This window comes from Prosthecobacter gellanilyticus (assembly GCF_007992435.1).
Taxonomy (GTDB): Bacteria; Verrucomicrobiota; Verrucomicrobiia; order Verrucomicrobiales; family Verrucomicrobiaceae; genus Prosthecobacter; species Prosthecobacter gellanilyticus.
This window is the reverse complement of the sequence record NZ_BKAG01000029.1, coordinates 50,999-74,971: the sequence shown is the minus strand read 5'-3', so window position 1 is coordinate 74,971 and position 23,973 is coordinate 50,999. Positions and strand designations below refer to the sequence as shown.

Here is a 23,973-nt window from a genome sequence, read left to right as displayed (position 1 = left end):
GTGGTCGAGACAACACAACTAGACATACAACTACTATGACAATGGAACTCATCTCCATGGCCCAGGAAGCTGCCGCTCACGGCGCTGCTGTCGCCTCCTCCGGCATCGTTGGTAACATCACCCAGGCCGTCGGTGGCGCTGGTGCTGCGATCGGCGTGGGCCTCATCGGCTCCAAGGCTGTGGAAGCCGTCGGCCGTAACCCAGGCGCTTTCGGTAACATCCTGACCCTTGGCATTATCGCCATGGCTCTTGCTGAAGGTCTCGGCATTCTTGCCTTCTTCGTTGCCCGCTAATTCCCTGCGAGCGGCGGGTGCTGGAAAAGCCCCGCCGCTCCTCTCCCTTTCCCCCTCAGATTTTCGCCAGTTTCGCTCACCTCTCGTTCACTCAATCATCTATGGATCTGCTTTCCCCCATGTTTGGTAAACTCACCCCTGTGCTTGGCGCCGGTGCTGTGGACGAAATCGTGAACAAGTTCGGCCTCGATTTCCCGAAGTTCATCGCCCAGGTCATCATCTTCGTGCTGGTGTACACCATCCTGAAGAAGTTCGCCTTCGGCCCCATCCTTTCCATGCTTGAGCAGCGCCGCCAGCGCATCGCCGATGGTGAAGCCAAGCTTGAAAAAATCGCTCGCGACCTCGCTGAGGCCGAGAAGAACGCCAAAGCCGTGCTCGACAAGGCCAATGACGATGCGTCCCGCCTGATCAAGGAAGCGGGTGACAGCGCCAAGTCCCTCGCTGAAAAGCGCCAGCAGGAAGCCATCCACGAGGCCAACCAGATCATCGCCAAGTCCCGTGAAGCCGCCAAGCTCGAGCACGAGCAGCTTCTCTCCCAGCTGAAGCGTGAGTTCGGCCGCATGGTGTCTGATGCCACCAGCCGCGTCACCGGCAAGGTCCTCAATAGCGACGACCAGTCCCGCATCAATCAGGAAACCTCCGCCCAGGTCTCCCTCTAATTTGAACTGAGAACCGCGAACCTAGAAACGCGAACTCTATCCCATGAAAATCAGCAAGGAAGCCCGCCGCAGTGCCCGCCAGCTTTTCAAAGCCTGCCTCGTCAATGGCAAGCTCGACGAGGCGCGTGTGCGCGACGTGGTGGCCAAGGTCTCCCAGGCCAAGCCACGCGCCTACATGGGCATCCTGAACAACTTCAGCTCCCTCATCCGTGCGGAGCTCGAGCGCCAGAGCGCCATCGTGGAAAGCGCCACGCCTCTGACATCTGATCTTCAGGCCAATCTCAAGACCAGCCTCTCCCAGAAGTATGGTCGTGAACTGACCCTTCAGTTCCAAACCCGCCCCGAGCTTCTCGGTGGCATCCGTGTCAAAGTCGGCAGTGATGTGTGGGATGGCTCTGTCAAAGCCCGCCTCGAAGCCCTGCAAGCCTCCCTGTCATAAGTCCCCGCCCTTCGTCACCAGCCCCTAGCCTTTACCCGTCACCCGTAATACCATGAGCAACATCCTCCAGGAGATCGAATCCCAAATCGCCGGACTCAAAACGGCGGTCACCAAATCCAACGTCGGCGTGGTCCGCGAGATCGGTGACGGCGCCGCCAAAGTGGAAGGCTTGAGCGATGTGATGCTCAACGAGATGATCGAGTTCCCAGGCGGTCTCTACGGCCTGGCTCTCAACCTCGAAGAAACCGAAGTCGGCTGCGTGCTTCTCGGTTCCGGTGAAAAGATCCGCGCTGGTGATGAAGTCCGCACCACCGGTCGCCTGCTTTCCGTCCCTGTCGGCAAGAGCCTCCTGGGCCGCGTTGTGAACGCCCTCGGCCAGTCCGTCGACGGCAAAGGCGACATCAAAGGTGACGCCCAGTATCCGGTCGAAAAAATCGCCCCTGGCATCATTGCCCGTAAGTCCGTTTCCGTCCCGGTGCAGACCGGCATCATGAGCATCGACGCCATGATCCCGATCGGTCGTGGCCAGCGTGAGCTCATCATCGGTGACCGCTCCACTGGCAAGACCACCATCGCGGTCGACACCATCATCTCCCAGGCCCAGCAGAACAAGGCTGCTGAGCAGGGCAAGCTGGCTGATCACAAGCCTCTCTACTGCATCTACGTCGCCGTCGGTCAGAAGCAGTCCAACGTCGCTCGTGTGGTGAAGACCCTCGAAGACGCTGGCGCCATGGAATACACCGTCGTCGTGAACGCTTCCGCTTCCGACAGCGCCGTGAACCAGTATCTCGCCCCTTACACCGGTTGCGCCATCGGTGAGTGGTTCATGGACCAGGGCATGGACGTCCTGATCGTGTTTGATGACCTTTCCAAGCAGGCTGTGGCCTACCGTCAGGTGTCCCTCATCTTGAAGCGTCCTTCCGGTCGTGAAGCTTATCCGGGTGACGTGTTCTATCTCCACAGCCGCCTGCTTGAGCGTGCTTGCCGCGTGAACGAAAACTACGGTGGTGGTTCCATGACCGCTCTGCCGATCATCGAAACGCAGGCTGGTGACGTGTCCGCTTACATCCCGACGAACGTGATCTCCATCACGGACGGTCAGATCTTCCTCGAAACCGACCTCTTCTATCAGGGTATCCGTCCCGCCATCTCCGTGGGTCTCTCGGTGTCCCGTGTGGGTTCCGCCGCTCAGACAAAGGCCATCAAGAAGGTCTCCGGCACGACGAAGCTCGATCTCGCCCAGTTCCGTGAGCTCGCCGCTTTCGCCCAGTTCGGTTCCGACCTCGACGCCGGCACGAAGGCCAAGCTGGACCGCGGTGCTCGCATCGTGGAACTCTTCAAGCAGCAGCAGTATCAGCCGAAGAGCCTGCCGATCATGGTCATCACCCTTTACGCCATGCAGAAGGGTTACTTCGACAGCGTGTCCGTGGACCGCGTGAAGGAATTCCAGGCCAAGCTCGAAACCTACCTCGGTGAGCGCAAGCTCAGCCTGCTCGAGAAACTCGGCAACGAGAAGAAGCTCGACAACGTCGAAGGCGACATCAAGTCCGCCCTCGATGACTTCAAGTCCTCCTGGAAGTAATTCCTCAGTTCCTTTTTTGCTCCGTAGCCCTTCGCTCTAAGCTCCAATGCCCTCCACCCGCGACATCCGCCGCCGAATCAAATCGGTCAAGAACACGGCCCAGATCACCAAGGCCATGCAGCTCGTCGCGGCTGCGAAAATGAAGAAGGCGCAGGACCAGGCCTCCAACGGCCGCTCCTACGCCGAGCTCATGAACAAGATCCTCGTCGCTCTCAAAGAGAGCGCTGAGGAAGGCATTCATCCTTACTTCTCCGAAGGCAAGGGTAACAAGACACTCGTTCTTGTCATCGCCACGGACAAGGGTCTTTGCGGCGCTCTGAACACGAATCTTCTGAAGAAGGTCGTGAGCACCAACCTCGAAGGTGAAGTTGAGTTCGTGACCATCGGTCGTAAGGCCGCCCAGGGTCTCGCCCGTCTGCGCAAGACACTCATCGCTGACTTCCCGATCAAGGATCCGGTGAAATTCGCGGAAGTGCACAGCGTCGGCAAGTTCATCCAGGACAAGTTCCGCTCGGGTGAATACAAGTCCGTCTACGTCGCCTTCAACAACTTCATCAACACCGTCACGACCATCCCTTCCGTGGAGCAGATCCTCCCCGTGAATCCCGTGACCCTCGGTGGCAAGCGCAGCTTTGACGAGACCTCCAAGGAGGTCGACGCTTCCGAGCTTCCGCAATACACCTTTGAACCCGGTGCTGCCACCGTCTTTGAAACCGTGCTTCCGCAGTATGTGAACGGCACGATCTACCAGATGATTCTCGAAGCCCGTGCTTCCGAGCACAGCAGCCGAATGGTGGCCATGAAAAACGCCACCGACAACGCCAAGCAGATGCTCAAGGACCTCTCCCTCGAATACAACAAGCTCCGCCAGGCCGCGATCACCAACGAACTCCTCGAAATCACCACCGCCAAGATGGCCCTCGAATAGTCTTCTTGACCTTCTTTTGACTCCTTGACCCCATCTTGACCCCCTTTTTCAAACCATGAGCAACATCGGCAACATCGTTCAAATCATCGGTCCCGTGGTGGACGTGGATTTCTCCGCCAGCGGCAAGCTGCCTGAGATCTACAATGCGCTCGAGATCAACTACGATCTCGGCGGCAAGCAGACCCGTCTCGTCTGCGAAGTCCAGAGCCACCTCGGTGATGGCTGGGTCCGCTCCGTGGCCATGAGCAGCACGGAAGGTCTGAAGCGCGGCATCCCTGTGACCGACCTTGGCACCCCGATCACCGTTCCTGTCGGTGACGAAGTGCTCGGCCGTATCTTCAACGTCACCGGCGACGCCATTGATGACCAGGCCGCGCCGACCGTCTCCAAGCGCTACCCAATCCACCGCCCTGCTCCTGCGCTGGTGGACCAGAATCCTTCTGCTCAGATCCTTGAGACCGGCATCAAAGTGATCGACCTCATCTGCCCCTTCACCAAGGGTGGTAAAGTCGGCGCCTTCGGTGGTGCTGGCGTGGGCAAGACCGTGGTCATCATGGAGCTCATCAACAACATCGCCAAGGGCCACGGTGGTTACTCCGTGTTCGCCGGCGTGGGTGAGCGTACTCGTGAAGGTAACGACCTTTACCATGAAATGATCGAGTCTGACGTTATCAAGGTTCAGAAGAACGGTCACGACATCGCCAAGAATGCCCAGGGCGGCTACATCAGCGAACCCGGCTCCAAAGTGGCTCTTGTGTACGGCCAGATGAACGAGCCTCCAGGTGCCCGTCTCCGCGTCGCCCTCTCCGCCCTCTCCATGGCTGAGTATTTCCGTGACGAGAAGAACCAGGACGTGCTGTTCTTCGTCGACAACGTGTTCCGTTTCTCCCAGGCCGGTTCTGAAGTGTCAGCCCTTCTGGGTCGTACACCTTCCGCCGTGGGTTACCAGCCGACACTGGCCTCTGAAATGGGTGCCATGCAGGAGCGAATCACCTCCACCAAGAGCGGTTCCATCACTTCCTTCCAGGCCGTTTACGTCCCTGCGGATGACTTGACTGACCCTGCTCCGGCCAACACCTTCGCCCACCTTGACTCCACCGTCGTGCTTGAGCGTTCCCTCGCTGAGCTCGGCATCTACCCAGCTGTGGATCCTCTCGCTTCCGTGTCCAAGGCTCTCGCCCCGGACATCGTCGGTGAGGAGCACTACCGCGTCGCCCGTGGTGTGCAGCGCGTCCTTCAGCGCTACAAGGACCTTCAGGACATCATCGCCATCCTGGGCATGGACGAACTGTCTGACGACGACAAGCTCACCGTGTTCCGCGCACGCAAGCTTCAGCGTTTCCTCAGCCAGCCGTTCCACGTCGCTGAAATCTTCACCGGCACCAAAGGCGAGTACGTCAAAGTCGCTGACACGATCAAAGGCTTCGCCGAGATCCTCGATGGCAAGCACGATGACGTGCCGGAAGCCAACTTCTACATGAAGGGTGGCATCGACACTGTGCAGAAGAAGTAAACCCGTTCACAGTTCGCAGTTCACTGTTCCCGGTTGGACCGTGCAGTGAACTGGCTAACTGAGAACAGAGAACCGACAACTTATCGCTCATGCCTCTCAAACTGGAAATCGTCACTCCCGAAGCCCGCATCTTCTCCGATGAGGTCGACTCTGTCGTCCTTCCCGGCGCTGAAGGTGAAATCGGCATCCTGCCTGCTCACGCTCCGCTGGTGACGACTCTTCAGGTCGGCGAACTGCGCATCACCAAAGGTGGCAAGACCACCGAGATGGCTGTGGGTGAAGGCCTGGTCGAAGTGACCGGTGCCTATGCCCGCATCCTGACTGACATGGCCATCGACGCCGACCAGATCGACGAGAAGGCCGTGGAGCAAGCCCTGGAGCGCGCCAAGCACTCCCTGGAAAGCATCAAGCACGGCGAGAAGCAGGAAGACGTGGCCGCTGTCATGGCCATGATCCAGCGCAACACCGCCCAGCTCCAGCTCAAGAAAAAGCGCCGCACGGTCTAACCGAAAACGCTTCAACTTCAATCTTCCCAAAAGCCCGCTCACAAGCGGGCTTTTGTTTTTCCCCGCAGCCTCACAGGCGCGGCAACGCCCCCAACCCCCGGTAGGGCTCTACTGCGTCGGAGCCCATTTGTCCGCGAAGGCGGCGCGGAGCTTCAATGAACCCACAAGCCCCCCTCCACCCTGAAACGCGAGACGACCTCCGCCAGGAAACCACTCACACCCGCGTTTACTCGCTCTCCATGACCACGCGTCTTCTCCCCCGCATCACCCTCATCACCGCGCTGCTCATTCCAGCCTTGATGCCACATGAAGCCCAAGCCTGGGGCCAGCCACACCTCGCCATCACCAAGGCAGCGCTCGATACCCTTCCCTCCTGGCAAAAAGACCTCCTCGGCCCAGAATTCAAAGACCTGTCCGCCAAACACTGTCTGATCCCTGACAACGTCTACACCGACAAAGAGAACGCCAAGTACGCCGCCATGGAGAGCAGTCCGGGCGAGGTGTATCTGCAGAAACTCCATCTCCCTCAAGCCGAGCAGACCGTGAACCGCGAGTCGTTGCGCTACTTCATGGAAAAGGCCGTGACATCCTTCAAGGCAGGCAAGGTCAACGAGGCCGCTCGTTACATGGGCACGATCTGCCACGTCCTCGAAGACTTCGGCAGCCCATCGCACACCATCCCCGGCGATAATCAGTTCACGCTGCTCCAGCAGTTCATGCCCTCGACTACTGTCATGGAAGGCAAACTTCTCCATGGCCCGATCGAGAACGGCGACTTCACCGTGAGCATCGAAGGCTACCAGCCTCGTCTACTAGGCACCAGCATCGAGGAAGCCAGCTGGCGTCTGCTGCATCGCGTGCATGAAGGTATCATCAACGCCCGCAGCACCACCCTTCCCATCATCCAGGCACTCTATGCGGGCGATGATCAGGCCAAACTCACGCAGCAACTGAAAGCCGCCACCAAGGACGCCCAAATCGTCGCGGATGCCATGCACACCATCCTCTGTCTCGGCGCTGACAAGTTCGATGCCGAAGCCCGGAAAGCCTGTGATCGGGCAAGCATCTCGACCTTCTGGCCCATCGAAGCCGTGCACCTGTATTACCCTCAGTCACACTTCTTCAGCTCTCCCTACTGGGGCCATGCCTGCAGTGATGCCGTCATGGAAGGCGGGGCCAAAAAGCTTCCCATCAAGCTGCGTGTTGCTGATGCCGAAGAGAAAACATTCACCGAAGGTATCGGCACCGGCATGGGCAAGGCGTTGACCTTTCACCTACCCAAAAGTGTGTACAAACGTTTCATCGTTCTCGCCGGACTCCAGAGCGGCATCGGTGCCAAAGGCCGCGTGGAGTTCACCCTCCTCGGCGATGGCAAGCCACTAGGTTCCGCCATCGTCAATGGCGGTGATCCAGCCCATGCCTTTGAGTGTGATGTATCGACGGTTTCACTGCTTCAACTGAATGCTGTGAACCGTGGCCTCGATCCCAAAAGCAACTATGCAGTGTGGGCGGAGCCTGTGTTGCGCAAATAGTCTTCGACCTCCATCCTGCATCAAGAACTAGCGCATGAAACACTTCCTTCGCCTGGCCGCAGCACTGGCATGCCTCACCAATCTTCACGCCGCAGATCCGCTGGAGCTTGGCCCGTTTGGCATCGGCAGTTGCCACATCAACAATCGCTCGCCGGAAGATGCCGCGCGCTGGGTGCCACAGATGCAGGCCATCGGGCTGCGCTACTATCGCTCCAGCTGCACCGGCTGGGCACAGGTGGAGCCTGAAGAAGGAAAGTTCGACTGGAAGGCTCTCGATGCGCACATTGCTTACCTTCAAGAGCACGGCTTCATCACTGGAGGTCTGCTCAATGGTGGCGTGCGCTGGAACACGCTGGACAAATCTGGCGCGCTGCCGGTGAACAATCTCCCTGCATGGTCACGCTATGTCTCGGAGATCGTCAAACACAGCAAGGACCGTATCAAGCGCTGGGAGATCTGGAACGAGCCTCCGAACGGAACCGGCAAGGATCAAACGCCTGCAGACTACGCGAAGATCGTCATCAGTGCCTATGATGCCGCCAAGGCCGCAGATCCCACCTGCCAGATCGGACTCGCCACGAAGTCCGTGCACATCAACTACCTCGATCAAGCCATCCGCGCCGAAGCCAAGGATCACTTCGACTACATCACGCTTCATCCTTATGAGGTGCTGAACGGCATCGCCGACAATGCCGGCACGGAGGCCGTCTACATGAACATCGTCCCCGTCGTGCGCAAGATGCTCGCCGCGCTGAATCCCGAGAAGGTCAATGTGCCCATCCTTTTCACTGAGATCGGCTGTGATGTGAAGAAAGGCGCGGACACGCAGGCCCATGCCCTCATCAAGGCCTACACCATGGGCATCGCCCAGGGGGTGGCCTGCATCCAATGGTTCGAGGGCATGGATGGCGATAGTGGTCCGCTTGGCCTGCTGGATCGCAAAGGCGTGCAGCGCCCTTCCTACACCGCCATGGCCCAGATGATCCAGCATCTAGGCCAGCATCCCGAATACCTCGGCTGGACCTTGCTGAACCAAAAGCACTACAGCTTCGTCTTCCAGGGAGACAAAGGCACTGTGATGATCACCTGGGGACACAAAGGCCCGGCTGATGAAGTGCGTTTCACAAAGCCTGTTCAACAAGGGAACCCACTGACCGGTGGAGTGACTTCCAGCGAGAACGTATCCCTCACTGTGGCTCCCATTTTCGTTCTCGATGCCCCCGATGAGATCGTTAACCAAGCCAAGCTCAACAAAGGCAAACCACTGACCTGGGGCGGAGACTACGCCGAAGCGAAATCCATATCTGTCACCGTGGATGGCAAACAGATCGAGAAAGGCCTGCACACCTTGTCAGGCGACAGTGTGGCAGGAGCCGTGGTCGCCTACGGCGGTTCAGCGCGTGCTGGCAATGTACCAGGAGGTAATCTCTTCATCGTCGATCCCACCTTCCTCTCCTACACCAGCACGCCCATTGAGATCACCGCCGTGGTGCGCCGGAATGAAGGCAATGACAACGCAGGATTCAAACTCGTCTATGAATCTACCAAAGGCTTCAAAACCGCCAAGAGTGGCTGGTTCACGGTTCCCGATAACAAGCAGTGGCATACCGTCCGCTGGCAGATCGACGATGCCCAGTTCGTGAACTACTGGGGTTACAACTTCGCCCTCGAATCCGATGGCAGCCAGTTTAACCAATATTATCTCCAAAGCGTGACTGTCACGAAGCGCGAGTGAGGTCACTCATGCAACAGCATGTAACGCCAAACAGGCTCAAACAGCTCCCGATTCTTTGGGCTCAGCATCGTCGCATGAGCCGTCAATGAATCCACCTTCTCCCCTGGATAGTTGGTCATCAGCATGCGGCTGTTGCCATAAGGCGGTTTGCTGTCTTCCACCTTCACTACAGGCCCAAAGGCATCCAGCTTCAGCGCACGCAGATTTTCGAGCAACTGCGCCGGTGTGCATCCCTGCCGGTCCTGCTCATGATTGAAGGCAAAGAAGCGGCTCTTCGGTGTGGCCGACTCTTTCTGATACCACGCGGCAGGTCCCTGCAGCGTCACACTGAAGTCTCTCGGCGCCCCAAAGCTCAGCACGCGTGTCACCTGATGATGAATGCCAATCAAAGCCGCATGTCCCCCGCCCTGTGATTGGCCCGCAACGGCAATGCGCTCCCACTTGATGCTGCCATCCTCATTCAGAAACTGAGCCCACTCCTCACGTGCTCGTCTCTCGACGAGTAGCTTCAGCAGCTTGATCAGCCGGTTCTCAATGCAGTCCGTCTTGCTCACTTTGATATGCTTCGTGTCACCGCCTTCGATCACCGCCATGCGAAATTCCTCAAAGGCTGCAGGCTCAGACTCCTTGTTGCAGGAAGAGGCCGAGATGGTGTTGGGGTAGCTCAGCGCGATGACATGATAACCCAGAGTCGCGGCCAGCTTGCAAAACTCATGAGATGCACCGCGCCTCACCTTGCCAGGCTCTGCCTCGGGTAGATTCGGTGGACGTGTGCCCGGAATCCAGAGCAGCAGCTCATGACGATCCTTGGGAAGCTTCGGATCCTGCTTCACCACGATGTCGCGGTTCACATACACCCAGTGAGGATCATCGAAGTTCTTGATAGCCGACTCCGTCGCGCTCGGACGAATCACCAGCCCATCCAGAGCTTGCTGCGTCTGCTTTTCGACCTCCTGCGCCCATGCTGATGACGATAAAGCCAGACAACCAACCCAGGCGAGGCGAACGAGGTATCTGGAAAAGGATGGGGTCAGCATGGAGGCCATGGAAACACACGGGCAGGCCGCTTGTTTCACGGAATCCGAAGCGCACGCACTCTTACCAAGGCAGTGAAAAGGTCTTCACCGTGGTCATGAATTTGATGGCTTCGATGACACCTTCCTTGATGCCTAGACCGCTATCCTTCACTCCACCGAAGGGGCTGAGTTCGAGACGATAGCCGGGGATCTCATTTACATTCACCGTGCCCGCCTTGATGCCCTTCACAGCCTTGATCGCAGACTCCAGATTGGTCGTGACCACACCACTCGAGAGCCCATAAGGGGTGGCATTGGTATACGCAATGGCATCATCCAGATCACGCACCCGGAAGATCGGAGCGATAGGGCCAAAACACTCGCAGGTGCCCAGCGTGGACTCACGCGAGACGTCCGCAAGAATCGTCGGCTCCAGCAGAGCGCCATGCCGCTTGCCACCAAGCAAGAGACTGGCTCCTCGATTCACCGCATCCTGCACAGCTTTCTCGAGACTGATGGCAGCGGCTTCATCAATCACCGTGCCGACCATCGTCGCCTCATCGGTTGGGTCGCCGCACACATAGCTCTTTGCGAGCGCATGAAAGCGACGAGTAAACTCTTCCACCACGCTCTCCTGCACCAAAATACGGCGCACGGCAGTGCAGCGCTGGCCGCTGTTTCGGAAGCTGCCTTCGCAAGCCAGCTTCGCCGCGAGATCGAGATCCGCATCCTCCAGCACGATGAGCGGTGAATGGCCGCCCAGCTCCAAACAGGTCTTCTTGTAGCCAGCCGTATGAGCGATCTCCTTCCCCACCTTCGCACTGCCCGTGAAGGTCACCAGGCTCACACGTTCATCACGAATAAGCGGACGAGTGATCTCATCCAGGTCACCATGAATGCAGCTCAGCATATGGCCCGGAAGTCCTGCCTCATAAAGCAGCTCTGTGAGCCGCACCGCGGTGAGAGGCGTCTTCTCTGATGGCTTCAGAATGAGCGGCGCACCTGCAGCAATGGCTGGAGCCAGTTTGTGCGCCACTTGATTCAGCGGATGATTGAAGGGAGTAATGGCCGCGATCAGCGAAAGCGGCTCACGTAAGGTGAAAATCTTCCTCGCCTTGCCGGTGGGCGAGATATCACAGGAGAAGGTCTGGCCGTCATCGTGCAGTGCCTCCATGGCAGCGAAGGCGAAGACATCACAGGCGCGACCGACCTCATAGCGTGTCTCGCGCAAGCAGAGCCCGGCTTCTGCGGTGATGAGCTGAGCCAGCTCCTCTCGTCGAGCATCCAGCAGATCGCGTGTCTTGTTCAGAATGCGGCTGCGCTCATAACGGGTCAGCGGTGTGGCTGATGCCAGATGAGCCTGTATGGCGGTTTCTAAAGCATCACGATTGATGCTGGCGACACGACCTACCTTCTCGTTATTCCATGGATTTGTCACCTCGATCCATGAATCTGAAGTGACGGCTTTTCCGGCGATGTAGCTAGGGAGTGAAAGCATGAGATGATGAGATCAGGGTTGGATGGCCACACGCTGCCACTGGCGGCTGCGGGTCAGTTCGAAGCCTTCATTGAGCTTCTCCAAGGAGAGGGCCGGGCTTGTGAGCTTCTCAAAGGGGAGTTGAGTATGATTGGCCGCGAGGAAGTCGAGCCCCGCCTTGAGATGCTCAGGGGCATAGTTATGCACGCCACGCAAGGTCAGGCACTTGCGCAGTACAGCCTCACCCGTCAGATCGAGTTTTGTCTCCGGATGGACCATGCCTGCCCAGACATAATGACCACCAGGGCGCAGGGCCTTCACGCCATCAGGAATCACGGCTGAGCTTCCCGTGACCTCAAGCACCAGATCCACCTGCGGCATCCTCTCCCCAGGCATCACTGGAATGCCGCCAAACTCCGCCACCAGCGCAAGCCGTTGAGGGCTGAGATCCGTGCAGTAGACCTCCTGTACGCCACGATGCTTCAGCCAGGCACAGGCATAGATGCCAAGCAGTCCCCCGCCCTGCACTAGTGCGCTATGGTAGGGATCAGGCAAGGTTTCGAGCGCATTCACAATGGTTGCGAGTGCACAGTTCGCGGGAGCAGCAATGCAATCCGGAAGTGCCGCAGGCACGGTCATGATCTCGGTTCCTGGGCGCAACACGATGTGGCTGGCATAACAACCATTGAGTCCACTGCCATCGCTCAGTGCGGCATGGCCATACTTGAAAAGATGCTCGCACTTCTGGGGCAGATGCCAGCTGGTGCACGGGGCGCAGTGACCGCAGGAGTCTGCGAGTGTCCAAGTCACACGCTGACCGATAGCAACACCCTCGCGTGAACTGCTGACCACATGCCCCACTGCCTCGTGGCCGAGCACACAGGGCACTGGGGCCGAACGTCGCCCCTCTGTGGTATGCAAGTCAGAGCCGCAAATGGTCGCGAGTGAGATCTGCACCAGTACCTCCCCCGCTCTCAATTCATCTGGCAGCGATGCGAAGGCCATCTCAAAGGGCATGCTGGGCCCCTGGAAAAGCTGGATGCGTGCGGAGGATTTCATCGGCGGATCAAAAGGGCAAGAGCTGCACTGCAAAGGGCGGCAACAGCCACCACAGGAAAGACGAGCGCCACATTTTCAGCCGCAGGCGCAGCGGCAAAAGGATTGTGCTGGATCATCCAGCCGATGAACGGCTCGCCCAGGCCAGCCATCGCATACGCGAAGAAGTTCATCACGCCGACGGCGGTCCCTGCTCTGGCACGACCGAGCAGATCCGGAGCAAAAGCCCAGAAAGCGGACTGCGGGCCATAAGCGAAAAAGCCCGCCAGAAACAACACCGGCAGGCCGAGCAAGTGCCCCGGAGGCAGGAGATACATTCCCATCGCAGCCACGGCAGCCAGCACCATGAAGGAAGCAATGACACCACTCCGCCGCGAGTTGCAGAACCGGTCCGAGATCCAACCGCTTGTGACCGCGCCGAGCGCCATGCCCACAGGCAGGGCAATGCTGATCCACTTGCCAAGAGAGGCGTCTTTGAAGTCTTTGCCGAGGAAATATACAGGCACCCAGATGAGCAGCCCATAGCGCACGGTGTTCTGGAAACCGATGGCAAGGCCAGCGAGCAACAGCCGGCCATTCTGCAAGGCCACCGCATAGCGCTGCCACGCAGTTTCGGTCGCAGCATTCGCAGTCTCCTTCCCGTCATCGCTCTCGTCTTTCAGATCCGCGAAGCCTGCCGCGCTGGGTCGATCACGTGCCACTTGCCAGACAATCAATCCACCGAGCAGCATCAAGAACACCGGGAGGCGGAAGATCCAGCGCCAGTTCAGATGCAGCACATCCAGCACCAACAGCGATGTGATGTAAGACAGCACCGAAGACAGGCCGGCAGCCAGGATGTACAAGCCAAAGGCTCGACCACGCTCACGCGCACTGAACCAGTTCGACACCAGGCGGCTGCCAGGCGCAAAGCCCATGCTCTGAGCCAGACCGTTCAAACCCCAGGCAGTGAAAAGTGATTTGAATCCGACCCCAAAACTGGTGATCCAGTTCAGTACAAAAGAAACCACAGCTCCAAGGCACATCATGCGGCGACCACCAAATTTATCACCGAGGTTGCCATTGATCATTTGTCCGCAGGCATAGGCCCAGAGCATCGCCGTGCTGATCCAGCCCACCGTCTGCTTATCCAGGCCGAACTCCTTCTCGATGCCCGGGATGGCAAAACCAAAAGTCTGCCTGCCGGTGTAGTAGAAGAGATAGCAAAACATCACCGACCCCAGCACTGTGCGACGAGTACGGAGAAAAGCAGGATCGCTGTGTGGCGAGTCGGGCATGCAGGTCAGCGAGTGCCGTTGCAGGTGATCTCAAAGATGTCGAAGTTCCGCACGTCACCCGAGGCACGCACCGCATAGGCTTCATTGAGAGGAGAGCTAAAGACGAGTGGAACCATCTCCTCATAACGGCCGCCGTGACTGCGCAAGGCCCCAGCAAGAGCGGCAAGATCATGGTATGCCGGAGTGCGGCCCAGCACCACATTGCGCGCACTGGAGACCACCAGATCCCCCATGCGATCTTCCGGAAGTTCCATCAAGAGAGCCGCCGTGGCGCGCTCATGACACTCCGTGATGCCTGTGCGCTTGAGCAACCAGTCACGAACCTTCACAGCATCCATGCCCGCAGGCAGATGCACCTGGGCAAAGGAACCCAAGGCACCGTGATGCGCCACATACGGGTCGGTGATGGGCAGGATGACGCGAAAGCCTTCGCCAAAAGTGCTCACAAGTTCAGTCTCGAGATAAATCACGTTCGGCGTTCCATCCGCACGCTGCTTGGCATTCATGCCATGATCCGCCGTGATGCCAATGACGGCACCAAGTGCGAGCAAGCGACCGATCTCCGCATCAATCGCCGCATAGAAATCCAGCGCTTCGGCCTCCTCTGGAGCGTGCTTGTGCTGCATGTAGTCTGTGGTGCTCAAATAGAGGAAGTCGGCACGCCCCGCCTTCATCAGAGCCACACCGGCTTTCAAAACATAGAGACTTGCATCGCCACTGTAGATCTCAGGCGTCGGCCCAACAAGTTCTTCGACATCGCCAATGCCATGTGTCTCCACCACCGCATGCCTGGCTTTCTCGGATGAGAAAGCAATGCCACCTTCACTGATGAGGCCGCTGGCAAAGATGTCACGCAGCTTCTCTTTGGCGGTGACTACCGCCACCTTGCGCCCGGAGCGCTGGGCATGAGGGAAGATCGTTTCAGCGCGCAGGAACTTGGATGAGTTCATCATCACTTCCTCACCACTCGCGGTGTCGAAGAAGAAGTTTCCGCCGATGCCGTGAACTGAAGGCGGCACGCCGGTGACAATGCTGCTGTTGTTCACGTTGGTGAAGGTCGGCATGGCAGCGCGAGCAAAGCCGCGCCAGCCATCCTGGCTCATCTTGAGGAGATTCGGCATGCGGCCACGGGCGATGGCGCAGTCGAGGTATTCATCCGCCGAGCCATCCAGACAGATGACGACGACAGGTTGGGCGGGCGGATTGTAGGTGCGATGATTGACGGTGAACATGGCGACACATTTTTGGCAAAAGAATATGTTGCCTGCAAGTCAACATTTGTGACAATCAAGAAACACCCCTTCATCGCACGCCATGACTACCGCACCCCTGCCACTGTCGAAGCACCGCATTCTCTGCCACGCCTTGTCACTCCTTACCCTGGCCGCTTTCGGCATCGGGGAAGCAAATGCGGAGGGCCCGGGAAAGACCAATGACTTTCAAGGGCGGCGCGTGCTGATCATGGGCATCGATGGCTGCCGGCGTGATGTGATGGCGCAGGTGATTCAGAGCGGCAAGGCACCCACACTGGCCCGGATCTCGTCTGAGGGACATGCCTTCTGGAACATGGAGGCCGGGGGGCAGCCGATCGGCAGGCTCAACCAGCCGACGATCAGTGGTCCGGGTTGGAGCACTCTGCTCACGGGCGTGTTTGCCAGCAAGCACAGCGTGCTGGGAAACGGTGAGAAGTTCTCAGCTGGCAACTTCAAGGATCATCCACATCTCTTTCGCTACATCCGTGATGCCAAGCCCCAGGCCTGGCTCGGCTCGATCGTCGGAGACACCTGGCCCGAGGTGAACACCATCCTCATAGCAGGCAGTGGTGAACATCTGGCTAATGATGTCACCGTCGTGCCGCACGAGATCGTCACCGACAGCGGCAAGCAGCGGAAGCTGAATGATGCCAAGGTGACCCAGGAAGCCATCCGCTGCCTGCAGATGCAGAATCCTGATGTGCTATTCCTGCACTTCCTGGATGTGGACCATGCCGGGCATCAGTTCGGCTTCTCAGCGGACACTCCACAGTATCTGAGCACGTTGGAAAAGCTGGACCAATACATGGGAGAGGTCATCGCAGCGATCGAGAAGCGTCCGCAGGCGAAGGAAGAATCCTGGTTGATCATCGTGAGCACTGACCACGGCGGACTCAAGAAAGGTCACGGAGGCCAGTCGCCTGAGGAGCGCAGCATTTTTGGCTTCTTCAGAGGGCCGGGTTTCAAGCCGGCTGAGGAACGTGAAGGCCGGGTCTTCCAGAGTCTTGTGACACCCACCGTTCTGGACTATCTCCAGGTGCCGATCAAGGCTGAGTGGGGACTCGAAAGCGCGCCTTTGAAAGTGGACGATCACTGAACTGAGCGGCACCCGTCGCTCAAGCCAGCCGGCGTAAACATCAGCTTCTGACCCACCTCCTTTCCCGCATGAACCTTGTCGAGCTCTCCCAACGCATCAAACAGCGCCGCCTTGATCTCGACATGAGCCTGGAAGAGGTGGCCGTGGCCGCCGGGCAAACACGCAGTTGGTTATCCAAGGTGGAGAACTTCCGCATCACCCCTTCCCTGCCAGCCCTGGCGCGCGTGGCTGAGGCGCTGCGAGTATCACTGGCGACTCTCCTAGAGGGACTCGACTCCAAGCCACAGATCGTGCTGACCAAGAAGAAGGATCGCAAGGCCATCCAGCGTGATCCGCAGAACTCGGACATCATCTACCACACTCTGACCACCGGGCGTGCAAACCGCCGCATGAGTCCCTTCATCCTCGATATCCCCGCGGGGGGAGGCCGCAGCGTGTCACGACCCCATGAGGGGGAGGAATTTCTCATCGTGCTGGGTGGCAAGGTCACGCTGGAATATGGCAAAGAAACCTTCCGCCTCGAAGAGGGCGACTCTCTCTACTTCGATGCCGACACTCCGCACCGGCTGCACAACCCTCATAAGAAAGCCGCCCAGGTCATGTGCGTGTTCCTGGAGGGCTGATCATCACGATGGATCTGCGAGTGACGATATCGTCATCCATTCGTGATCCTTTGGAAAATCACCCTGTGCGACCCCGTAGCGGTCTCAGACACTCCCCCCAACTCCACACCATGAAATCACTCCTCCCTCTCCTTCTACTTTCCTGTGCGCCAGCATGGGGTGCCGAAGTCTTCGAGGCCTCCCTGGGCCGCGAAACAGAACTCCCCAAAGGCAAGGAAGCCGATGGCATCCGCGGCGACTTCGTGCTGCGCAGTGACAAGGTCGAAGCACTGGTCTCCCAGAACGCTCCACTGCGCCGCGCAAACATGAGCACCTTCTACGGACCCGATGGCGTGTCACCAGGCTGCCTCTATGATCTGACTCTGCGTGGTGCCAACAACGACCAGCTTGTCTGTTACGGCCCCTGTGGTCATGGCGAGGTGTCGTATGTGAAAATCGTGCCATCGAAGGATGCCAGTGAAGCCATCGTGGAGTCTGTGACCACAGCCGGAAAAAATGAAGGTGTCTTCAAGCGCCATGAGTACCGGGTCAAAGACGGTGTGCAGGGCATCTTCATCACCACCACGCTGCGCAATGAAACGGACAAGCCACAGAAGGTGAACACGAAGAGTGACTTCACCCGCTTTGACAACACCGGCATGACTTCTGACGGCATCTTCTGGGTGGACGCGATCAATCCTGCCCACAAATGTGGTTATGCCGTCAGCGGCCTGAAGCTCACCGGCATTGAGAAACTGGAGGAGACCATCGAGATGGCTCCAAAGCAGGAGGTCGTGATCGAGCGCTTCTTTGCCGTCGGCATTTCTCCGGCCGAGGCAGTGGGCGAGGTTCGTGCCGCCAAAGGCACCAAGGTCGGCTTGATCAGAGGTCAGATCATCGATGGTAAAACCGAGCCGGTGACAACGACAACCATCCTTGTTCCGGACGGTGAAAAGACCATCCCTGGTTATACCGACACCAAAGGCTTCTACACACTCAAGCTGCCGCTTGGCCCTGTTGAACTGCCAGTTGAGGATCTCGGCCGTGGCAGCGTACCATTGCCGCTGACCGTGACAGAGGCTGGTTTCACGGCTCCTAAACTTGTGCTCAACCCAGCTTCACGCATTCGTTTTGAGATCACGGGAGAGGACGGCAAGCCCCTTCCCTGTAAGGCACACTTTGAACCGTTGGATGAGAAAGCTGCCAAGCTGGACCTGGGACCCAAATGGCGCGCTCACGGCTGTGTGGACCAGTATCACAGCGAGAATGGGCACTTCACCCAGCAGCTTCCAGCGGGGAGATACCGTGTCGTCGTGGTTCGTGGTCCGGAGTACAGTCATCTGTCCCAGGAAGTCACCTTGGCGAATCAGCAGGAGTATGTTTTTAAAGGCACCCTCAAGCGCCTTGTGGACACCAAAGGATGGATCAGCAGTGACTTCCACAACCACAGCACTCCGAGCGGTGACAACGTCTGCGATACTGATGGGCGCCTGATCAACCTCGCCGTGGAGCATATCGAGTTCGCTCCCACCTCTGAGCATAACCGTTTGTATGACTGGGAACCGATCATCAAGTCACTCGGTCTCGATCCCTACATCAAGACCGTGAAAGGCATGGAGCTCACCGGCAGCCGCCAGCATTTCAATGCCTTCCCGTTCGAGCCTGAACCCTTCCTTCAAGATGGCGGCGCACCGGTTTGGAATGATGACCCGCGCATCACGGCTCTCACGCTCCGCCGCTGGCAGGGCGAGCGCGCAGACCGCTGGATCCAGTTCAACCATCCTGATCTCTCCAACATGTTCATCGACCGCGATGGGGATGGCATCGAGGACGGCGGCTTTGTCGGCGTGGGTGCCATGATCGATGGCAGCGAAACAGAAAACGGTCCAGGCACTGACATCCTCGCAGATGCGCCCTTCAAGCTTAACCGCCCAAAGGGCAGCCTCGCGATGAAGGCCAATCCCGTGCGCGAATTCATCTGGCGCCAGCTTTTGAACCAAGGTCTGCGCGTGACCGCTGTCGGCGTGGCTGATGCGCATAGCGTTTATGGCAATGGGGTGGGCTGCTGGCGCGGCTACATCCCCAGCAGTACCGATGAGCCGGCGAAGATCGACTGGGCGGAGATTGGCCCGCGCGTGAAGAAGGGTAATCTCATTCTCAGCACCGGCCCCTTCCTTGAAGTCACCACGCAGAATGGCAAGATCGCCGGTGATGACGACCGCGCCCTCGGTGGCATCGACCTCAAGGTGCGTGTGCAGTGCACGGACTGGATGGACATCGACCGCGTGCAGGTGCTGGTAAACAGCCGCGCTGATGAAAAGCTGAACTTCACACGCGCCGCTCATCCCAAGATGTTCCAGGACGGTGTCGTGAAGTTTGACCAGACAATCCATGTGCCGATCCAGCATGATGCCCACCTCATCGTGGTGGCCATTGATGAAGACGGCGACTCAAAAACATGCTTCGGCACCAGCGACTACGCCAAGATGCGCCCCTGCGCCTACAACAACCCCATCTATGTGGATGCGGATGGCAGCGGCTTCAAACCGAATGGCGATACTCTTGGTTATGACCTCCCTGCCATGGGCATGACTCCTGACAAGGTCAGAGCGCTTTCAGAGAAGAAGTAAAACTCTAGGGCCAGTCAATTCCGAGGCAGCGGGCCGTGCGCTCGCTGCCTCATTTTTTTTTAAACCAGGGTCTCAACTCAAACCACGGTGCCCTTGCCGCTGCCCTTTTTCTTCTTGGGCTTGGAGTCACTGCCGGGAATGCCTTCGTCCTGAAGGATGGTGTCCTGCGGCAAAGGGGCGGCTTCCACGTCAGACTTGGGCTCGGGCTCGTTGTAGGGGCTCTCCTGTTGATAAAGCTTCAAACGACCATCAAACTCGTTCTTGAGCTGCTTGCGCTCATCTTCGGTGATGTCCTTGTCTTCCGCCAGAAGGGCCAGCGAGCGTTTCTGCCAGAGAATGGCCTCCAGGAACTCGCCGTTGCGGGCCAGACAGGCAGCCTTGGTGTCGATCATCTCGTAGCGCTGATCCTCGCCAGACTCATCCATCATGCGCAGAGCACGGGAGGCATGCAGCACGGCCTGCTCACCATTCTGCAGAGACTCATCCGGGCAGGTGGCCAGGAACCAGGCGAGGTTGTTCGCCGCCCAGGGATCTTCACTCTTCGCCGCACGCTGATACCAGGCACCGGCCCGGCGGTAATCGAGAGGAACGCCATTGCCCGTGTAGTAGAGGTTGGCCAGGCGGCTCATGGCCTGCACGAAGTCCTGCTGCGCCGCTTTGAGATAGTAGAGAGCTGCCTTGGAGACATTCTTCTGAGTGCCGACACCGCGCTCATACTTGGAGGCGAGAGCTGTCTGGGCCTGAGGATGATTTTGCTCAGCAGCCTTCTCCAGCCACTCCGTGGCTTTTGCGGGATCCTGCTTGATGCCCTGCCCGAGATCATACGCCATGGCCGTGGCAAACTGGGCTGGAGCGAAACCGTTCTCGGCGGCTTTACGATACCACTCGACTGCCTTGGCCTCGTCCTTCTTCACGCCCACGCCATCCGCGTAGAGAGAACCCATGACAAACTGCGCACGCAGATGCTTTTGGTTCGCGGCTTTTTCCATCCACTCCTTGCCGACCTTCTCGTCCTTCTTCATGCCCTCGCCGGTGAGGTAGCGGAGGCCGAGCTCGAACTGAGCGTCAGCGTCACCACGCTCCGCCCAGGTGTCGAGATCAGCTGCGGCCGGACCTCGCTTCGGAGCCTGGCTCTGGGCTTGGGAAGATGGCACGCAGAGTGCCAGCATGGTGGCAAGGAAAGCAGCGTAAGACAGGCGGATCATAGGAGGAGAGTACGTCTTTGAAGAGAATGGTGAGACGCTGGAACGAACCTAAAGGCTCAAAACTGGCATTTTATCGGGTCCAGCGTGCCCCGTCTCCCAGCGCCACGGACCAGTTTCGCAGGTGCATGAAGGAGTAGTCTGTCTTCCCGACGGCCCCCACCATGGGCACCCCGGTGGCCTTCTTCCAGGCCTTGCTCATGCTTTCTCCCGTGTGACAGCCCCAGCTCTGGCAATAGGCGTTGCGGGTGAAGGCGCCACGATTGATCCGGGAGAGCTCAGCCTCATGAAGCCAAGCTGTGGAGCTGGCGTAGACATCGCTGCTGTAGTCAAAGAGGAAGCAGAACTTGTTTGAATGACCGAAGTATTCGAAGCCGCTGATCTTGGCACTCCTGCGCGAAACCTGGCCGCCGCCCTGGTTGATGTAATTGATCACATCATCCCCCGTGCGGAACCATACAAGGTTGATTTTGTAGGTGTCACGCACGGATTCGCAATGCGCGGTGAGCGCATCATGATCCTCACTGGCACGGCGGAGATAAGCGTCCCGGTAGACCAGCCAGGTGATGATGGTACCCGGAGGCTGCTGCTTCTGGAGTTCCTGCATGCGCACGCGCGCCGTGCGCACAAAGTTTCCCCACCAGCGGTCATGCTGCATGGAGCTCTGGCGCAGGTCCTCCCACTTTCTCAGGGCCGGACCGCCCGAGCACACAATGTACTCGGTGGTATCAGCGAGCGCGGCGGAGGCGCTCCAGAGCAGGAGGACAGACAGCAGACTTTTCATGAAGCGAGTACGCATTGGGGGCATGGATGGAAGCAGCAAAGAACGTGCCGGAGGTGCTTTCGTCAGAGAGATCTTACTTCAGCGGGACGAGCTTGAAATTTTTGAACTGAACTTTCATCGGCGGGCCCTGATGGATCTGGAGGGCCAGCAGACCTTCCTTCGGTGCATTGGCAGCGTCTTCATCCGTCACGTCGATGGTCTGCATGCCATTGATGAAATGCTGCACGTGGTTGCCCTTGGCCACGATCTTGTACTCGTTCCAGTCTTCCTTCTTGATGCTGGCCTGGATGGCGGCGCTGTCACCGGTGGTGCCGGCTTTCTCCACGACGGGCTTCTTGCCGTCAGCACCAGGCTTGATGGTGGTCTTCTCACCGCGCAGGGCCAGGATGCCACGGCCGCGCTCTTCGTAGAGGATGCCGCTGTATTTGTCGCCAGCTTCAAAGTCGGCCTGATAGCCGGTGATGATGGGACCGAACTCGCCGGGGGCCAGTTCCTTGCTGCGATACTGCACGCCGGAGTTTCCCTTCTCGATGCGGTACTGGAAGGTCAGTTCGAAATCACTCACCTTGCCAGCTTTCCAGACGAGGAAGGTGTTGTGCTTGATGATGCCTTTTTCAGGATTGGCAGGGTCTGGAGGGGTGATGCCCGTGATGGTGCCATCCTGCACGCTCCACAGGTCCTTGTTCCCTTCCCAGCCGGTGAGATCAGTGCCGTTGAAGATGGTGACTTCGTCAGCGGCGAAGGCTGGCAGGGTCAGGGCGGCGAGGAGAGCGAGGGTGCGGAAGGGTTTCATGGTCGGTAATTGGGCCGGTTCTAACGCGCCACCCAGGTTTTGTCTATCGGATTGGAGAGAGACTGGGACATCAGGCCGCGCTTGCTCATGGCTCATCCCCCGGCAGAGTGCGCCCCTTCATGGCCCTGACCCTGCACGATACCCTCACCCGCGAGTCCCACCCGATCCAGCCCCTGGACGGCAAAACCCTGCGCTTTTACTGCTGCGGCCCCACGGTCTATGGTCCTGCCCACATCGGCAACTTCCGCACCTTCGTGGCGCAGGACGTGTTCCGCCGAGTCCTCGAGATGGGCGGCCTGCCCACCCTGCATGTGCGAAACCTCACCGATGTGGATGACAAAACCATCCGCGACTCCCAGAAGGCCGGCCAGTCCCTGACCGACTTCACCCGCTTCTGGACTGAAAAATTCCACGCGGACTGTGCTGCTTTGAATCTCCTGCCTCCGCATGTGGAGCCGAGCGCCGTGGAGCACATCCCGCATCAGATCCGCATGATCGAGACGCTGATCCAGCGCGGTCATGCCTATGCGGCTCCAGATGGCAGCGTGTATTTCAAAGTGTCCTCCTATGCCGACTACGGCCGCCTTTCACATCTGGAAGATCGTGAACTGAAGCTCGGTGCCTCGACCTCGGCAGGTGCCATGGACAGCGACGAATACACGAAGGACTCCCTGGCTGACTTCGCGCTCTGGAAGGCACGCCGCGCTGAGGATGGCCCGAACTACTGGCCCAGCCCCTGGGGCGAAGGCCGGCCCGGCTGGCACCTTGAGTGCAGTGCCATGGCCCTGGAGTATCTCGGCGAGGAGTTTGACGTCCACAGCGGGGGCATTGACCTCATCTTCCCGCATCATGAAAATGAGATCGCACAGAGCTGCTGCTCCACGCACGGCAAATTTGCTCATCACTGGTTCCACGTGACCCATCTCATGGTGGACGGCGGCAAGATGAGCAAAAGTCTCGGCAACCTCTACACGATCGAGGATCTGCAGAAACGCGGCTATCATCCTTCTGAAGTTCGCTATGTGCTCATCAGCGGCCACTACAGCGCACCGCTAAGCTTCACTGTGCACTCCCTGGATTCGGCTCGTCAGGCGCTGCAGAAACTGGCGAAGTTTGACAAGGCTCTTCAAGATCGCGGCTGCCCTGCAGTCCCGGCCCGCGCAGATCTCGCTCCAGGCCCCTTCACGGATGCCTGGGAGACGCTGAACCACGATCTGAATGTGCCCGGTGCCCTCGGCGCCATCTTTGGCACGATCAACAAGACCAAGCCCGCCACCATCTCTGCCGACGAAGCTATCGCAGCTCATCGCGGACTGCATTTCATGCTCGAAGCCATCGGTGTGAAGCTGCCACCGCTGATCGAGGAAGGGTCGGTCGAGGTCCCCGCTGACATCGCCGAGCTCGCTGAAAAACGCTGGCAGGCCAAGCAATCCAAAGACTGGGCTGCCTCGGATGCCCTGCGCAAGGAGCTCGAAGCCCTCGGCTGGATCATCAAGGACAGCAAAGAAGGTTATACGGTGATCCCCAAATAGGGGAGCACCTGCCAAACGACATCGGGCGGAGGCGAGACCATCTCACCTCCGCCCGATCCATTTATTTC

General features: G+C 58.6%; 21 protein-coding genes. 13 read left to right on the top strand and 8 right to left on the bottom strand.

Going from position 1 to position 23,973, the window contains the following annotated elements:
- The first annotated feature begins 35 nt into the window (after positions 1-35).
- The 9 genes from BGE01nite_RS18375 (at position 36) to BGE01nite_RS18335 (ending at position 9,187) form a co-directional block, all read left to right on the top strand.
- The gene (locus BGE01nite_RS18375; RefSeq protein WP_246145756.1) at positions 36-293 is read left to right on the top strand and encodes an ATP synthase F0 subunit C; all 258 of its coding nucleotides are present in this window, start codon (positions 36-38) and stop codon (positions 291-293) included.
- Between the two features lie 101 nt (positions 294-394).
- Positions 395-952, top strand: coding sequence for a F0F1 ATP synthase subunit B (gene atpF / locus BGE01nite_RS18370; RefSeq protein WP_246145755.1), 558 nt, complete (start codon positions 395-397; stop codon positions 950-952).
- Between the two features lie 43 nt (positions 953-995).
- The gene (locus BGE01nite_RS18365) at positions 996-1,391 is read left to right on the top strand and encodes a F0F1 ATP synthase subunit delta (protein ID WP_146852321.1); all 396 of its coding nucleotides are present in this window, start codon (positions 996-998) and stop codon (positions 1,389-1,391) included.
- Between the two features lie 52 nt (positions 1,392-1,443).
- Positions 1,444-2,973: a F0F1 ATP synthase subunit alpha gene (atpA, locus tag BGE01nite_RS18360; RefSeq protein ID WP_146852319.1), complete on the top strand. Its 1,530-nt coding sequence runs from the start codon at positions 1,444-1,446 to the stop codon at positions 2,971-2,973.
- A gap of 46 nt (positions 2,974-3,019) precedes the next feature.
- On the top strand, positions 3,020-3,901 hold the full coding sequence (atpG, locus tag BGE01nite_RS18355; protein WP_146852318.1) for an ATP synthase F1 subunit gamma: 882 nt from the start codon (positions 3,020-3,022) through the stop codon (positions 3,899-3,901).
- A gap of 55 nt (positions 3,902-3,956) precedes the next feature.
- Complete coding sequence (atpD, locus tag BGE01nite_RS18350; RefSeq protein ID WP_146852316.1) at positions 3,957-5,414, top strand: F0F1 ATP synthase subunit beta; 1,458 nt, start codon at positions 3,957-3,959, stop codon at positions 5,412-5,414.
- An 89-nt stretch (positions 5,415-5,503) separates the two neighbouring features.
- Entirely contained in the window at positions 5,504-5,920 is a 417-nt protein-coding gene (gene atpC, locus BGE01nite_RS18345) for an ATP synthase F1 subunit epsilon (RefSeq protein ID WP_146852314.1), read from the top strand.
- Positions 5,921-6,159: 239 nt separating this feature from the next.
- On the top strand, positions 6,160-7,452 hold the full coding sequence (locus BGE01nite_RS18340; protein ID WP_170266870.1) for an NPCBM/NEW2 domain-containing protein: 1,293 nt from the start codon (positions 6,160-6,162) through the stop codon (positions 7,450-7,452).
- 34 nt (positions 7,453-7,486) lie between these two features.
- Positions 7,487-9,187 (top strand): beta-galactosidase, encoded by a 1,701-nt coding sequence (locus BGE01nite_RS18335; RefSeq protein WP_146852310.1) that lies wholly within the window; start codon positions 7,487-7,489, stop codon positions 9,185-9,187.
- Positions 9,188-9,189: 2 nt separating this feature from the next.
- On the opposite strand, the gene BGE01nite_RS18330 is transcribed toward BGE01nite_RS18335, so the two are convergent.
- The 5 genes from BGE01nite_RS18330 to phnA all read right to left on the bottom strand — a co-directional run bounded on the left by BGE01nite_RS18330 (position 9,190) and on the right by phnA (position 15,245).
- Complete coding sequence (locus tag BGE01nite_RS18330) at positions 9,190-10,224, bottom strand: BPSS1187 family protein (RefSeq protein ID WP_146852308.1); 1,035 nt, start codon at positions 10,222-10,224, stop codon at positions 9,190-9,192.
- 61 nt (positions 10,225-10,285) lie between these two features.
- Complete coding sequence (locus tag BGE01nite_RS18325; RefSeq protein WP_146852306.1) at positions 10,286-11,701, bottom strand: aldehyde dehydrogenase family protein; 1,416 nt, start codon at positions 11,699-11,701, stop codon at positions 10,286-10,288.
- 12 nt (positions 11,702-11,713) lie between these two features.
- Positions 11,714-12,739 carry a zinc-binding dehydrogenase gene (locus tag BGE01nite_RS18320; RefSeq protein ID WP_146852304.1) on the bottom strand — a complete coding sequence of 342 codons (1,026 nt, stop codon included), beginning with the start codon at positions 12,737-12,739 and terminating at the stop codon, positions 11,714-11,716.
- Positions 12,736-14,013, bottom strand: coding sequence for an MFS transporter (locus BGE01nite_RS18315; protein ID WP_146852303.1), 1,278 nt, complete (start codon positions 14,011-14,013; stop codon positions 12,736-12,738). Before BGE01nite_RS18315 ends, BGE01nite_RS18320 begins: the two co-directional genes overlap by 4 nt.
- 5 nt (positions 14,014-14,018) lie before the next feature.
- Positions 14,019-15,245 (bottom strand): phosphonoacetate hydrolase, encoded by a 1,227-nt coding sequence (gene phnA / locus BGE01nite_RS18310; RefSeq protein ID WP_146852301.1) that lies wholly within the window; start codon positions 15,243-15,245, stop codon positions 14,019-14,021.
- An 82-nt stretch (positions 15,246-15,327) separates the two neighbouring features.
- Between phnA and BGE01nite_RS18305 the strand changes: the two genes are divergently transcribed.
- The 3 genes from BGE01nite_RS18305 (at position 15,328) to BGE01nite_RS18295 (ending at position 19,594) form a co-directional block, all read left to right on the top strand.
- On the top strand, positions 15,328-16,362 hold the full coding sequence (locus tag BGE01nite_RS18305; protein WP_146852299.1) for an alkaline phosphatase family protein: 1,035 nt from the start codon (positions 15,328-15,330) through the stop codon (positions 16,360-16,362).
- 68 nt (positions 16,363-16,430) lie between these two features.
- Entirely contained in the window at positions 16,431-16,985 is a 555-nt protein-coding gene (locus BGE01nite_RS18300) for a helix-turn-helix domain-containing protein (protein ID WP_146852297.1), read from the top strand.
- Between the two features lie 110 nt (positions 16,986-17,095).
- Positions 17,096-19,594: a CehA/McbA family metallohydrolase gene (locus BGE01nite_RS18295; RefSeq protein WP_146852295.1), complete on the top strand. Its 2,499-nt coding sequence runs from the start codon at positions 17,096-17,098 to the stop codon at positions 19,592-19,594.
- Positions 19,595-19,671: 77 nt separating this feature from the next.
- Here the strand turns inward: BGE01nite_RS18295 and BGE01nite_RS18290 are convergent, their stop codons facing one another.
- The 3 genes from BGE01nite_RS18290 to BGE01nite_RS18280 all read right to left on the bottom strand — a co-directional run bounded on the left by BGE01nite_RS18290 (position 19,672) and on the right by BGE01nite_RS18280 (position 22,373).
- On the bottom strand, positions 19,672-20,799 hold the full coding sequence (locus tag BGE01nite_RS18290; protein WP_146852293.1) for a tetratricopeptide repeat protein: 1,128 nt from the start codon (positions 20,797-20,799) through the stop codon (positions 19,672-19,674).
- A gap of 70 nt (positions 20,800-20,869) precedes the next feature.
- The gene (locus BGE01nite_RS18285) at positions 20,870-21,580 is read right to left on the bottom strand and encodes a hypothetical protein (protein WP_174770054.1); all 711 of its coding nucleotides are present in this window, start codon (positions 21,578-21,580) and stop codon (positions 20,870-20,872) included.
- Between the two features lie 73 nt (positions 21,581-21,653).
- Entirely contained in the window at positions 21,654-22,373 is a 720-nt protein-coding gene (locus tag BGE01nite_RS18280) for a 3-keto-disaccharide hydrolase (protein WP_146852291.1), read from the bottom strand.
- Between the two features lie 119 nt (positions 22,374-22,492).
- Here BGE01nite_RS18280 and cysS point away from each other — a divergent pair, with 119 nt between their 5' ends.
- Positions 22,493-23,905 carry a cysteine--tRNA ligase gene (gene cysS / locus BGE01nite_RS18275; protein ID WP_146852289.1) on the top strand — a complete coding sequence of 471 codons (1,413 nt, stop codon included), beginning with the start codon at positions 22,493-22,495 and terminating at the stop codon, positions 23,903-23,905.
- Positions 23,906-23,973 lie beyond the last annotated feature (68 nt).